The 14,155-nt window shown below is 71.8% G+C and carries 11 protein-coding genes; 10 read left to right on the top strand and 1 reads right to left on the bottom strand.

The window, feature by feature from the left end:
- From cutA to bar, 10 genes are all read left to right on the top strand, one after another.
- Window positions 1–1,825, top strand: a 1,825-nt coding sequence (cutA, locus tag ACXVGS_RS16945) for an aerobic carbon-monoxide dehydrogenase large subunit (RefSeq protein WP_458537222.1), incomplete at its 5' end; no start/stop codon positions are given.
- 20 nt (window positions 1,826–1,845) lie between these two features.
- Window positions 1,846–2,499: an SRPBCC family protein gene (locus ACXVGS_RS16940; RefSeq protein ID WP_458528635.1), complete on the top strand. Its 654-nt coding sequence runs from the start codon at window positions 1,846–1,848 to the stop codon at window positions 2,497–2,499.
- A 1-nt stretch (window position 2,500) separates the two neighbouring features.
- Complete coding sequence (locus ACXVGS_RS16935) at window positions 2,501–3,406, top strand: carbon-nitrogen hydrolase family protein (RefSeq protein WP_458528637.1); 906 nt, start codon at window positions 2,501–2,503, stop codon at window positions 3,404–3,406.
- A gap of 188 nt (window positions 3,407–3,594) precedes the next feature.
- Entirely contained in the window at window positions 3,595–4,383 is a 789-nt protein-coding gene (locus ACXVGS_RS16930) for a hypothetical protein (protein ID WP_458528638.1), read from the top strand.
- Window positions 4,384–4,656: 273 nt separating this feature from the next.
- Entirely contained in the window at window positions 4,657–6,765 is a 2,109-nt protein-coding gene (locus ACXVGS_RS16925) for a hydantoinase/oxoprolinase family protein (protein ID WP_458528639.1), read from the top strand.
- Window positions 6,762–8,645: a hydantoinase B/oxoprolinase family protein gene (locus ACXVGS_RS16920; RefSeq protein WP_458537221.1), complete on the top strand. Its 1,884-nt coding sequence runs from the start codon at window positions 6,762–6,764 to the stop codon at window positions 8,643–8,645. Before ACXVGS_RS16925 ends, ACXVGS_RS16920 begins: the two co-directional genes overlap by 4 nt.
- Before the next feature lie 31 nt (window positions 8,646–8,676).
- Entirely contained in the window at window positions 8,677–9,864 is a 1,188-nt protein-coding gene (locus tag ACXVGS_RS16915) for a CaiB/BaiF CoA transferase family protein (RefSeq protein ID WP_458537220.1), read from the top strand.
- On the top strand, window positions 9,861–11,351 hold the full coding sequence (locus ACXVGS_RS16910; RefSeq protein ID WP_458528642.1) for a carboxyl transferase domain-containing protein: 1,491 nt from the start codon (window positions 9,861–9,863) through the stop codon (window positions 11,349–11,351). Before ACXVGS_RS16915 ends, ACXVGS_RS16910 begins: the two co-directional genes overlap by 4 nt.
- A gap of 148 nt (window positions 11,352–11,499) precedes the next feature.
- A complete protein-coding gene (locus tag ACXVGS_RS16905; protein ID WP_458528643.1) occupies window positions 11,500–12,501 on the top strand; it encodes a carbamate kinase in 1,002 nt (333 codons plus the stop codon).
- 5 nt (window positions 12,502–12,506) lie between these two features.
- Window positions 12,507–13,640, top strand: a complete 1,134-nt coding sequence (gene bar, locus ACXVGS_RS16900) for a barbiturase (protein WP_458532671.1) — start codon at window positions 12,507–12,509, stop codon at window positions 13,638–13,640.
- Between the two features lie 63 nt (window positions 13,641–13,703).
- Here the strand turns inward: bar and ACXVGS_RS16895 are convergent, their stop codons facing one another.
- On the bottom strand, window positions 13,704–14,090 hold the full coding sequence (locus tag ACXVGS_RS16895) for a hypothetical protein (RefSeq protein WP_458528645.1): 387 nt from the start codon (window positions 14,088–14,090) through the stop codon (window positions 13,704–13,706).
- Window positions 14,091–14,155 lie beyond the last annotated feature (65 nt).

Genomic DNA, 14,155 nt, shown 5'->3' with positions numbered 1-14,155 from the left:
GGACAGCGACGAGCAGAGCCTTCGCATCTACTCCTCCACCCAGACGTCCACGGGCGTGCGGGCCGCGGTCGCGGCCAAGCTCGGTATGCCGCTGGCCAAGGTCGAGTGCATCGCCCCGGATGTGGGCGGCGGCTTCGGGGTGAAGATCATGCACCCCTGGCCCGAGGAGGTCCTGGTCCCGTGGGCGGCCCGGCGCCTCGACGCCGACGTGAAGTGGGTCGAGGACCGGCGCGAGCACTTCATCTCCTCGGCGCACGAGCGCGGCCAGCTGCAGGACGTCGAGGTCGGCTTCGACGACGAGGGCCGGGTGCTCGGCCTGTCGGTGAAGCTGTGGCACGACAACGGGGCCTACACGCCCTACGGGATCATCGTCCCGATCATCACCTCCACCCAGCTGCTCGGCCCCTACAAGCCCGGCGCGTACAAGTGCGAGTTCTGGTCGCTGTTCACCAACACGGTGATCGTCACGCCCTACCGCGGCGCCGGCCGCCCGCAGGGCGTCTACGCGATGGAACGCACCATGGACGCCATCGCCGACTACCTGGGCAAGGACCGCGCCGACGTGCGCAGCACCAACTTCATCCAGCCCGAGGAGATGCCCTACGACCACGGGCTGCTGTTCCAGGACGGCCGGCCGCTGATGTACGACTCCGGCGACTTCCCCGCCAGCCTGGCCAAGCTCAAGGAGCTGGTGGGCTGGGACGACTTCGCGGCATACCGGGCGGAGGCGGAGGCGGCCGGGCGGCGCGTGGGGCTGGGGATCGGCTGCTACGTCGAGGGCACCGGTGTCGGGCCCTACGAGGGCGGCCACATCCAGATCGAGACCACCGGCCGGGTCAACGTCTCCACCGGCCTGACCAGCCAGGGCCAGGGCCACCAGACGGTGTTCGCCCAGATCGTCGCCGAGGAGCTCGGCGTGCGGATGGAGGACGTGCACGTCACCACCGGTGACACCCGCCGGTTCCAGTACGCCGTGGGCACGTTCGCCTCCCGCGCGGCGGTCATGAGCGGCAACGCGATCGCGCTCGCCGCCCGCAACGTGCGGGAGAAGGCGCTGCGGATCGCCGGCGAGGCCCTGGAGGCCGACCCGGGTGACCTCGAGATCGTCGACGGCATCGTGCGGGTCAAGGGCGACCCGGAGGCCCAGGTCGCGCTGTCCACGATCGCGGTGCTGTCCAACCCGCTGCGCTACGCCTTCGACGAGTCCGCCAAGGCGGCCACTCAGTTCGCCGGTACGCCCGACATGGACAAGCCGCCGGTGGCCGACGACGAGGAGCCCGGCCTGGAGGGCACGGACTTCTACTCCCCGCCGCGGGCGACGTTCGCCAACGGCATGCACGCCGCCATCGTCGAGACCGACCCGGAGACCGCGGAGATCACGATCCTGCGCTACTGCGTCATCCACGACTGCGGGCGGATGATCAACCCGATGATCGTCGAGGGACAGGTGCACGGCGGCGTCGCGCAGGGCGTCGGCGGCGCGCTCTACGAGCGGATGGCCTACGACGAGGCGGGGCAGCTGCTCAACGCCTCGTTCATGGACTTCCTCATGCCCTACGCCTCCGAGGTGCCGCACGTCGAGACCGACCACCTCGAGACGCCGAGCCCGCTGAACCCGTTGGGCATCAAGGGCGCCGGCGAGGCCGGGTGCATCCCGGTCACCGCCGTCATCGCCAGCGCGATCGAGGATGCCGAGGGCTTCCCGATCACCTCGATGCCGATCTCCCCCACCGAGCTGTGGGACCTGCGCCACCGCCACGCCGCGGGTGAGCTGCCCGGCCTGCGCCGCGGCTCCCGCACCACCACGACCGCCCCCACGGCCTGAGAGAACGAGGAACACCGCCGATGAAGATCTCCGGATCCGCCACGCTGAACGCCCCCGTCGACCAGGTCTGGGCCGCGTTCAACGACCCCGCCGTGCTCGCCCGCACCCTGCCCGGCTGCCAGCAGCTGCGCGAGGTGGGCCCCGACGCCTACAAGATGACGATCACCGCCGGCGTGGCCTCCATCAAGGGCACCTACGAGGGTGACGTGGCCCTGACCGAGCAGAACCCGCCCGGCTCCTTCGTGCTCAAGGCCTCCGGGGCGGGCGGGCCGGGCACGGTCAGCGCCGACGTCAAGGTGCTGCTCGAGCAGTCCGCCACCGGCGGCACCGCGCTGACCTACGATGCCGACGCGGTCGTCGGCGGGGCCATCGGCGGCGTCGGCCAGCGCATGCTCACCGGCGTGGCCAAGAAGATGGCCGGCCAGTTCTTCACCGCCGTCGACAACGACATCGCCGGGGTCCGCGTGGCGGTGCCGGTGCCCGCCGGGGCGGTCCCCGAGGGCGCCGTCGTCGCCGCGCCGGGTGCGCCCGCCGCGCCGACCGGGGCCGTGTACGCCGCGCCGGCACCTGCCCGGGCCGGGTTCCAGGGCCGGGAGTTCCTCGTCGGCACCGTCGTCGGTGCCGTGATCGCCCTCGCCGGCGTGGCCGTCGGCATCGTCGCCGGGAGGCACTGACATGCGCGCGTTCACCGCTGCCGCCGTCCAGATCGCGCCGGTGGCCGGGCCACTGTCCCCCGACGTGGTCAAGGCCAACGTCGAGAAGTGCGTCGACTGGCTGACCCGTTGCGTCGAGGCGACCGGCGCCGAGCTCGTGGTGCTGCCGGAGTCTGCGACCACGGGCTTCACCCCGGACTGCACGCCGGAGGAGCTGTGGGACCTCGTCTCCGAGCTGCCCGGGCCGGTGGTCGAGCCGATCCAGGCCGCGGCCGCGCGCCTCGGCGTGCACGTCTGCGTCGGCACCTACGAGCGGGGCGAGGAGCGGGGAGTCGTCTACAACTCCAGCGCCCTCATCGGCCCGGACGGGTCGCTGCTCGGCGTCTACCGCAAGACCCACCCGTTCTGCACCGAGATCCGCTCGCGCGGCGGCTGGGTCACCCCCGGTGACACGGTCACCGTCGTCGACACCGAGCTCGGCCGGATCGGCATGATCATCTGCTTCGACGGCGACTACCCCGAGCTGACCCGCATCCAGGCGGTGCAGGGCGCCGAGGTCATCTGCCGCCCGTCCGCCCTGCTGCGCAGCGCCGACGTGTGGGAGCTGACCAGCCGCGCCCGGGCCTACGACAACCACGTCTACATCATCGGCGCCAACGCCACCGGCACCGACCCGGCCGGCGTGCTCTACTTCGGCAACAGCCACATCGTCACGCCGATCGCGCACATTGCCGCCAAGGCCGCCACGCACGAGTCCTGGGTGGTCGCCCGGCTCGACCCGGACGAGGCCCTGCGATCGCTGACCCCCGGCTCCAGCGTCGGCCAGGGCTTCGACCACCTCGCCGACCGCAACCTGGACCTGATCCGCAACTACCGCGAGGACCTCGAGCGCCCCGCCGCGTCGGGCTTCCCCCACCTCCAGGTCTGAGCAGCCCCAACCTCCACGCCGCCCCGACCGAACGCACCTTATCCGTCGAATTGTTGTGATTTTGCGGCGAGCTCGACGGATTGAGTGCGTTCGGATGTCGCCGGAAGGCTTCCGGGCCCTCCCCGGCGGTGTCATGCTGCGCCCCACGGTGACATCGCGTCTCCGTCACAGGGGAAGTCGGGGGAATCATGATTCGTACTCGTCTTGCACGCTGTCTGCTGAGCCTGGCCGTCGCGGCCACCTCGGCCCTGGGTCTGGCCGCGCCGGCGCACGCGCTCGGTGTCGGGGACCACGAGAGCCCGTCGATGGTCGACGTGGACACACCCCTCTACCTCGGCTACGACAGCACGCTGAAGGCCTACCACTTCAGCGTCAACGGTCGTTGGCGTGCGGTGTGCGGCACCGGGCAGTTCTGCTGGCCGGCGCGCGCAGGGGACATCGGGTCCGACGACGCCGTGGGCATCCACTTCAACGGGTCCATGCAGGTCAAGAAGGAGCAGGTGCGCACCTGGGACTACTGCGGGGACCTCACCTCGAACCGGACCAGGACCTCGCCGTCGGGCGGCTTCTTCGACTACTACGCCGCGGTCAACGACCAGGTCTACGAGAGCTACCGGACGTGGGGCGGCATCGCCGGGAGCGGCTCCTACGGAGACTGCAGCTCGAGCTTCCTCCCGACCTCGACGGCCCAAGGTGGCGGTGCCTGGGTCAAGCAGTGGTTCGACATGACCGGTCAGCGGTTCACCTATGACGTGTGGGTGAACCCGGCGCCGACCTCCGGCTCCTGCTACTCGCGGGTCTACGTGAAGGGTGAGTACACCCACACCTGGAGCACCCAGGGCCTGGCCTTCTCGTTGGGTTACCCCTGGGGCGTCGGCGTCGGTGTCGTCGACGGGTCGAGCGACTTCAGCGTCTACCAGGACGGGGACGGCTACCACGACCCCGACCTCGTGACAGGTCAGCTCTGCCGGCACTGACCGGATGACCTGAACAGAACACGCCTCAGCCCGCGTTTCGCGCCCGGTGCGGGCGCGAAACGCGGGCTGAGCGGTGTCCGGATGGGGTCCCCGCCGGGAGGTGGGCGATCGCTCTGGAGGAGCGGGCACGGCATACCCGAGGTGCATGAAGATCTGCCAAGGGTCTTGGCAGGTTCTGACAGGGACGCGGGGTGGCGGCGCGAGTTGAATCGAGGGCACCGCCGGCACGTCCGGCGCCCCGCCACCTCCCACCTCTCCCGCCCGAGGAACGCCATGACGCAGACCCCACGTCGCATCCGCATCGGCATCGACACCGGCGGCACGTTCACCGACGTCGTCGCCTTCGACGAGGACTCCGGGGCGCTGATCACGACCAAGACGCCCTCGACCCCGGCCAACCCGGCCGATGGCTTCATCAACGGCGTGCACAAGGTCCTCGACCTGCTCGGCGCGACCGGCGCGGACGTCACCGCCGTCTGCCACGGCACCACGGTCGCCACCAACCAGCTGCTCGAGGGCAAGGTCGAGCAGCTCGGCTTCATCACCTCCGCGGGCTACGAGTTCATCCTCGAGATCGCCCGCCAGGCGGTGCCGGACGGCTACGGCAACTCCTACTTCTGGGTGAAGCCGCCGCGGATCGTCCCGGCCGACCTGGTCAAGACCGTCGAGGGCCGCTTCGACTTCGAGGGCAACGAGGTCCGCCCGTTCGACGAGGAGGGCGCAGCCCAGGTGGCCCGCTGGTTCCGCGACCAGGGCATCACCACGATCGGCGTGTGCTTCCTGCACGCCTACGCCAACCCCGAGCACGAGCTGCGGATGCGGGAGATCCTGCAGCGCGAGCACCCCGAGGCGGTCATCTCGATCTCCAGCGACGTGCTGCGGGAGTACCGCGAGTACGAGCGCTCGATGACCACGCTGGTCGACGCCGCGGTCAAGCCGAAGGTGTCCCGCTACGTCTCCAACATCAAGACCCGCCTGGACGACTTCACCGGCGCCGCCTCGGCCGACCGGGACTCGATCCCCTTCTACATCATGAAGTCCAACGGCGGTGTGCTCTCCGCCGACGAGGTCGTGCACCAGCCGATCACCACGGTGCTGTCCGGCCCGGCTGCCGGCGCCCTCGGCGCCGCGCTGATCTCGGGCAAGGCCGGCTTCGACAAGGTGCTCACCTGCGACGGCGGCGGCACCTCCACCGACGTGTCCGTGGTCCTCGGCGGCGAGCCGACCCTCACCACCGAGGGCACCGTCGGGGCCTACCCGTCCAAGATCCCGATGATCGACGTCGTCACCGTCGGCGCGGGCGGCGGCTCGATCGCGTGGATCTCCCCCGAGGGCACGCTCAAGGTCGGCCCCAAGTCGGCCGGCGCCGACCCGGGCCCCCTTTGCTACGCCAAGGGCGGCACGGAGCCGACCATCACCGACGCCCACGTCATGCTCGGCCGGATCCCGGCCCACCTGCTCGGCGGCGAGATCCCGCTGGACGCCGCCGCCGCGAAGGCCGGCATCGAGGCCCTGGCCGCGCGGCTCGGCCTGACCCCCGACGAGTGCGCCGCCGGCATCCTCGAGATCTCCGCGTGGAACCAGGCCAATGCGCTGCGCCAGATCTCGGTCAAGCGCGGCCTGGACGTCCGCGACTTCATGCTCGCGACGTTCGGTGGCTCCGGCTCGCTGCTGGCCTGCCGCCTCGTCGACATCCTCGACCTCGCCGGTGTAGTCGTCCCGCAGAACCCGGGGAACGTCTCGGCGTTCGGCCTGCTCACCGTCGACGTCAAGAACGACTACGTGCAGACCGCCGTCGCCAAGCACACCGCGCTCGACCTCGCCGGCGTGGAGAAGACCTTCGCCGAGCTGACCGAGCGCGCCGCCGAGGCCCTGGACGCCGAGGGCTTCGCCCGCGCCGACCACCGCTACGTGCGCACCGTCGACCTGCGCTACTTCGGCCAGGCCTTCGAGGTGCGGGTCAACGCCCCCGAGGGTGCGGTGGACGCCGGCTTCGCCGAGACGGTCGCGACCGCGTTCCACGACGCGCACAAGGGCCTCTACGGCTACGACTTCCGCGACGACCCGCGCCAGCAGGTCGAGTGGGTCAACCTGCGCGTCACCGGCATCGGCCCGATCACGCGGCCCGAGTTGGCCGAGATCGAGGGGGCCGCCGACTCCGTCGAGCGCGCCCGCACCGGCACCCGCCCGGTCTGCTTCGACCCCGCCGACGGCTACGTCGACGCCGGCATCTACTGGCGCCCCGACCTGCGCGCCGGCGACGCGGTCGCCGGGCCGGTCATCGTCGAGGAGTTCGGCTCGACCGTGCCCGTCCACCCCGGCTTCACCGTCCGCGTCGACGCGTACGGCAACCTCGTGATCACCAAGGAGAGCGCGAAGTGACCGCTGTGACCGAGACCCCGGCCCTCAATGTCGACCCGATCGTCCTGGAGATCGTCGAGGGCACCCTGGCCAGCGTCGAGATGGAGGTCGAGACCGCCATCGCGCGCACCTCCCGCTCGCCCATGATCCGCGACGCGCACGACTTCCGCGCCGGCATCCACGACCGGCAGCTGCGCAAGCTGACCGGCCGCTCATACAGCGCCCTGGTCCACCCGGTCGCCCGCGACTACCCGCTGGAGACCATGCGCGAGGGCGACGTGTTCTTCCACAACGACGTCTACGAGTCCGAGGGCGGCATCGGTCACCTGCCCGACCTGTGCGTCACGGTCCCCGTCTTCCACCAGGGCGAGGTCGTCGCGTTCGTGCAGGCCTTCGGCCACCACGACGACATCGGCGGCGCCTGCCCCGGCTCGATGCCCTCCGGCGCGACCAGCGTCTACGAGGAGGGGCTGATGGTGCCCCCGATCCGGCTGTGGGACGCGGGCGTCCCCAACGAGGCGGCGCTGAAGATCATGACGCGCAACAGCCGTATGCCGGAGTCCCTCGCCGCCGACCTCGACGCCGAGTGCTCCGCCTGCCTCATGGGCGCCGCGCGCCTGTCGGACCTGTTCAACCGCTACGGCCGCGAGACCGTCGAGGCAGCCTTCGACGCGATCCTCGACAAGACCACCGAGACCTACCGCCGCGAGATCCTGTCCAAGATCCCCGACGGCGAGTACGTCTGGGAGGACTACGCCGAGCACGACGGCGTCGACGAGCAGAAGCTGCACACCCAGCGGATCACGCTGACCAAGACCAGCACCGGCGGCCCCGGCAACGGACCGAAGATCGTCATCGACTTCACCGGCACCGCGCCGCAGGCCAAGGGCCCGATCAACCACTGCGGGGACTACGCCGACGGCAACTTCCTCAAGAAGTGGCTCGCGCCGATCCTGCGCAACCTCGCCGACACGCCCGAGCGGATGGCCGAGCTCGACGTCAACGAGGGCATCGTGCCGCTCATCGAGATGAAGTTCCCCGAGAAGGGCACGCTGCTCACGCCGATCTTCCCGGCGCCGACCAACGCCCGGACCTTCGTCATCCTGCGCCTGCTCGGCGTGCTCGCCGGCGTGATCGCCAAGGCGGTCGACGGCAAGATGCCCGCCGACCAGGAGACGATCCGCTACACCGGCGTCTACGGCCACGACCGCGACGGCAACGACTACCTCATGCGTGAGGTGCTCGGTGGCGGCTCCGGTGGCCGCTACTACGCCGACGGCGAGGACACCATCCACGTCGTGCCGGACTCGCGGAACCTGCCGACCGAGTTCACCGAGAGCCGCTTCCCGTTCCTCGTCGAGCGCCTTGGCCTGGCCGTCGACTCCGGCGGCGCGGGCCGCTACCGCGGTGGCCTGGGCTACGAGAAGCAGATCCGGATGCTCAAGGACGCCAACTTCATGTCCATCGCCGACCGCTCGATCCTGGCCTGCTGGGGCGTCAAGGGCGGCAAGGCGGGCAAGCCGTTCCAGGTGACCATCGACCCGGGCGGCCCGAACGAGCGCGAGGTCGACGCCCTCGCCGACCACGAGCCGGTGAAGGCCGGGGAGGTCATCCGCATCCGCACCACCGGCGGCGGCGGATGGGGCGACCCGCTCGAGCGCCCGTACGACGAGGTGCAGCGCGACCTGAGGTGGGGCAAGGTCTCCTTCGAGGGCGCCCGCACCGACTACGGCGTCGTGGCCACGGGCACCAAGGACGAGCCGGTGATCGACACCGCGGCGTCCGACGCCCTGCGGGCCGAGCGCCGCGCCGACCGCGGCGAGCAGCCGTTCTTCGACCGCGGACCCGGCTACGCCACGCTGGCCGCCGGCGCCACGGCCGCGGACGTCGACTGGCTCTGACCGCAAGCAGACCGACAGGAGAACCGACATCGTGACCGGACCGCTCGACGGCACCACCGTCATCGACCTCACCCGCGCCCTCGCCGGCCCGCACGCCGGGATGATGCTGGGCGACCTCGGTGCCCGGGTCATCAAGGTGGAGACCCCCGGCGGCGGGGACGACACCCGCGGCTGGGGCCCGCCGTTCGTGGGGCCCGAGGACGACCCGATCTCGACGTACTTCCTGTCCTGCAACCGCAACAAGGAGTCGATCACCCTCGACCTCAAGAGCGAGGACGGGGTGGCGACGCTGACCCGGTTGGTCACCCACGCCGACGTGCTGCTGGAGAACTTCCGGCCCGGCGTGCTCGACCGGCTCGGCTTCAGCGTCGAGCGGCTGCATGAGCTCAACCCGCGCCTGGTCATCCTCTCGATCAGTGGCTTCGGCCACGACGGTCCCGAGGGTGGCCGGGCCGGGTACGACCAGATCGCCCAGGGCGAGGCCGGCCTGATGTCGCTGACCGGCCCCGACCCCGACCACCCCACCCGCGTGGGGGTGCCGATCGGCGACCTGCTCGCAGGGATGTACGGCGCGTACGGCGTCGTCGCCGCCCTGCACGAGCGCACCACCACCGGCCACGGCCGGGTCGTGCGGACCAGCCTGCTGGCCGCGATCGTGGGCGTGCACGCCTTCCAGGGCACCCGCTACACCGTCGCCGGCGAGGTGGGCCGCGCCCAGGGCAACCACCACCCCAGCATCTGCCCCTACGGCCTGTTCTCCTGCGCCGACGGGATGCTGCAGATCGCCGTCGGCAGCGAGGGCCTGTGGCGCAAGTTCTGCACTGCCTTCGGGCTGGACCCCGACGCCGCGGGCATGGCCACCAACCGGGAGCGGGTCGGCAACCGCGACGCCGTCGTGGACGCGGTCAACGCCGCCTTCGCCGACCGCAAGCTCGCCGAGCTGCTGCCCGCCCTGGCCGCGGCGGGCATACCGGCGGGTGAGGTGCGCACCCTGGACCGCGTCTACGAGTGGGAGCAGACCCGCTCCCAGGGGCTGGTCATCGACGTGGACCACCCGGTGCTCGGGACGGTCCAGCTGCCCGGGCCGCCGCTGCGCTTCGACGACAACCTGTATGCCGGGGGGCGGGCCGAGCACCTCGCCCCACCGGCCCTGGGCCAGCACAACGCCAGCGTGCGGGCCTGGCTCGACGAGCGCGACGCCGAGGGCACCGCACCGTGACCGGCCGGCTGGGTGCCCGCGAGCTCATTGACACCGTCCTCGACGAGGGCAGCTTCGAGAGCTGGGACACCACGCCGGTGCCGGTGGCCGAGCCGGGCAGCGCCTATGCCGCCGAGCTCGCCGCAGCGGCAGAGAAGGCCGGCACCGATGAGTCGCTCATCACCGGCTCGGCCCGGCTGCGCGGACGCCGGGTCGCCGTGGTGCTGGGCGAGTTCCGGTTCCTGGCCGGCTCGATCGGCCGGGCCGCCGCCGAGCGCCTGGTGCTCGCGGTCGAGCGGGCGACCCGGGAGGGGCTGCCGCTGTTCGCCGCGCCGACCTCCGGCGGCACCCGGATGCAGGAGGGCACCAGCGCCTTCGTCGGGATGGTCAAGATCTCGGCCGCGATCGCGGCGCACAAGGACGCCGGGCTGCCCTACATCGTCTACCTGCGCCACCCCACCACCGGCGGCGTCTTCGCCTCGTGGGGCTCGCTCGGCCACGTCACCGTCGCCGAGCCGGGCGCGCTGGTCGGCTTCCTCGGGCCACGCGTCTACGAGGCGCTCTACGGCTCGCCGTTCCCGGAGGGCGTGCAGACCTCGGAGAACCTGTTCGAACAGGGCCTCATCGACGCCGTGCTGCCGGTTGAGGCGCTGGCCGAGGTCGCCTCGCGGGCGCTGAACGTGCTCATGGCCCCGCGCGAGGACCTGCCCGTGGTGCCCGAGCTGCCCCGGGAGGAGCTGCCCGACCTGCCCGCGTGGGACTCGATCCTGCGCTCGCGCCGGCCCGAGCGGCCCGGCGTGCGGGCCCTGCTCAAGCTCGGCGCCACCGACGTCGTGCCGCTGCACGGCACCGGCCAGGGCGAGCAGGACCCCGGGCTGCTCATCGCCCTGGCCCGCTTCGGCGGGGCGCCCTGCGTCGTGCTGGGCCAGGACCGCAAGCACCAGACGTTCGAGAACCCGCTCGGACCGGCCGGGCTGCGCGAGGCCCGGCGCGGCATGCGCCTGGCCCGGGAGCTCAAGCTGCCGCTGGTCAGCGTCATCGACACCGCCGGCGCCGCGCTGTCCCGCGAGGCCGAGGAGGGCGGGCTGGCCGGCGAGATCGCGCGCTGCCTGTCCGAGCTGGTCATGCTCGACGCGCCGACCGTCTGCCTGCTGCTCGGGCAGGGCACCGGCGGCGGGGCGCTCGCGCTCATGCCGGCCGACCGGGTCATCTGCGCCCAGCACTCCTGGCTCTCTCCCCTGCCGCCGGAAGGCGCCTCGGCGATCCTCTACCGCGACACCGACCACGCGCCGGACCTCGCCGCGTCGCAGGGCGTGCGCTCGCTGGACCTGTTGCGCGAGGGCATCGTCGACCGGATCGTCGCCGAGCACCCCGACGCCGCGGACGAGCCCGCCGAGTTCTGCGCGCGGATGTCGCAGGTGCTGCAGCACGAGCTGGGCCTGTTGCTGCGCGCCGACCCGGCCGAGCGGCTCGCCGCCCGCCTGGCCCGCTACCGCCGCCTCGGCTGAGGAGCCGGCGCGCGACACACAAGTGCCAAGAGGCGGGCGGTCATTGGGCAGGGTCTGCCAACGCGGCGTCCGGTGGTTCGTCCGTAGGCTCGCCGCATCGCCCGTCCGCGTCCCGCGCGGCGGCCCCAGGTGAAAGCAGGTGCAGCCCGTGCGGGTCCTCCTCGCCCTCGGCGGCAACGCCATGACGGGCCCCGACGGCAGCGCCAGCCCCGACGCGCAGCGCGCCGCGATCGCCGCCGCCATGGAGTCGGTGGCCGACCTGATCGCCGCGGGGCACGAGGTCGTGATCACCCACGGCAACGGGCCCCAGGTCGGCAACCTGCTGGTCAAGAACGAGCTCGCCGCCACCGTCGTCCCGCCGGTCTCCCTGGACTGGTGCGGGGCGCAGACGCAGGCGACGATCGGCTTCACCGTGATGAACTCCCTCGAGGCCAGCCTGGCCCGGCGCGGTGTCGTGCGTCCCGTCGCCGCCATCGTCACGCGCACGCGCGTCGACGCCGACGACCCCGGTTTCACCCACCCCACCAAGCCGGTGGGCCGGTTCCTGCCCTACGAGCAGGCCAGGCCGCTGATCGAGCACGGCCAGCTCTGGGAGGATCGCGGCGAGAAGGGCTGGCGGCGCATCGTCGCCTCGCCCGAGCCGCGTGAGGTGCTCGAGACCGGCACCCTGCTCACCCTGATCGAGGCCGGCTACGTCGTCGTCGCGGCCGGCGGCGGCGGTATCCCGGTGGTCCGCAGCGAGGACGGCACGGTGCGCGGCGTCGAGGCGGTCATCGACAAGGACCTCACTGCGGCGCTGCTGGCCCGGTCGGTGCACGCCGACGTGCTCGTCATCGCCACCGACGTCGACCACGCCATCAAGGCCTGGGGCACCCCGCAGGCCGAGGAGATCGGCGCGGTCAGCCTGGAGCAGATGCGCGAGATCGCCGCCGAGGGCCACTTCGCCAGCGGCTCGATGGGCCCGAAGGTCGAGGCCGCGATGCGCTTCGTCGAGTCGGGCGGCCCGCGCGCGGTGATCACCGCGCTGGAGCAGATCGACAGGGCCGTGACCGGTCGCTACGGGACGGTCATCGAGGGCCGCCCCGCCCAGCCGCAGGACACCGCAGGACAGAACCCCACACCGCAGAACCCCACCGAGAACGAAGGGTGACACCCGTGCCTGATGCCATTGAGGTCCGCAAGGTCCCGATCCACAGCGTGGCCGACGCCTCCGAGCTGGCCAAGCTCATCGACGACGGCGTGATGGAGGCCGACCGCGTCATCGCCATCATCGGCAAGACCGAGGGCAACGGCGGGGTCAACGACTACACCCGGATCATCGCCGACCGGGCGTTCCGTGAGGTGCTCGTCGCCAAGGGCGCCCCGGCCGACCAGGTCAAGCAGGTCCCGATCGTGTGGTCCGGCGGCACCGACGGCGTGATCAGCCCCCACGCCACCATCTTCGCCACCGTCGACCCGGCCAGGGCCGTGCAGACCGACGAGCCGCGCCTCACCGTCGGGTTCGCCATGAGCGAGCCGATCCTGCCCGAGGAGATCGGATACACCGGCATGATCAAGAAGGTCGCCGACGGCGTGAAGGTCGCCATGGAGCGCGCCGGCATCACCGACGTCGCCGACGTGCACTACGTGCAGACCAAGACCCCGCTGCTGACGATCCACACCATCCGCGACGCCAAGGCCCGCGGCAAGCAGGTCTGGACCGAGCACACCCACGAGTCGATGGACCTGTCCAACGGCACCACCGGCCTCGGCATCGCCGTCGCCCTCGGCGAGATCGAGATGCCGAGCGACGAGGACGTCATGCACAACCGCGACCTGTACTCCTCTGTCGCCTCCTGCTCCTCCGGTGTCGAGCTCGACCAGGCGCAGATCGTCGTCGTGGGCAACGCCCGCGGGGTCGGCGGCCGATACCGCATCGGCCACTCGGTCATGAACGACGCCCTCGACGCCGACGGCATCTGGGCCGCGATCAAGGACGCCGGCCTCGACCTGCCCGAGCGCCCGCACACCTCGGACCTCGACGGCCGCCTGGTCAACGTCTTCCTCAAGTGCGAGGCCAGCCAGGACGGCACCGTCCACGGCCGCCGCAACGCGATGCTCGACGACTCCGACGTGCACTGGCACCGCCAGATCAAGTCCTGCGTCGGCGGCGTCACCGCGGCCGTGACCGGCGACCCGGCGGTCTTCGTCTCCGTCTCCGCCGCCCACCAGGGCCCCGAGGGCGGCGGCCCCGTGGCCGCCATCGTCGACATGGGTGACGCGCCGACCGGCTACACCTGGAACGGCTGAGCCGACACAGCTCCCCTGGTATGCCGTGCCTCTCACCTGGCGAGGGGCACGGCATACCGGCGTTCAGGGGCGGGGCGGTCGCAGGAACGACATGACCAGCAGCACCAGCGGGATGGCGATGACGAACTGGCGCCGGCTGTAGCGCCGCAGCTCGGTGCGGGCGTCGACCCCCGCCAGCTCGGCCTCGAGCGCACCGCGCCGGGACAGGCGGAAGGCGTGGAACGCCAACGGGACGTAGTTGAGGGCGATGCCGACCAGCCACGCGCCGATGACCCGGGTGACCGGGGCCCGTGCAGTCAGGCAGACCGACCCGAGCACCATCGGCAGCACGATGCCGATGGCGAACTCGAGGGTGATCAGGCGGCGGCGCAGGCGGCGGCCGTGCAGGCCCCACAGGTCGATCGCGGCGAGGCGCCGCACGTCGATGACCCAGCGCAACAGAGGCTCCATCCAGGCAGGACGGTCAGCTCGAGGTGGGCCGAAGCATAACGAAGACAGCCGGGGCAGGACCGCAC

The sequence above is a fragment of the Oryzihumus sp. genome, assembly GCF_054325275.1.
Note: the sequence above shows the minus strand (reverse complement) of the source record. Positions and strands in the feature narration are given on the sequence as shown.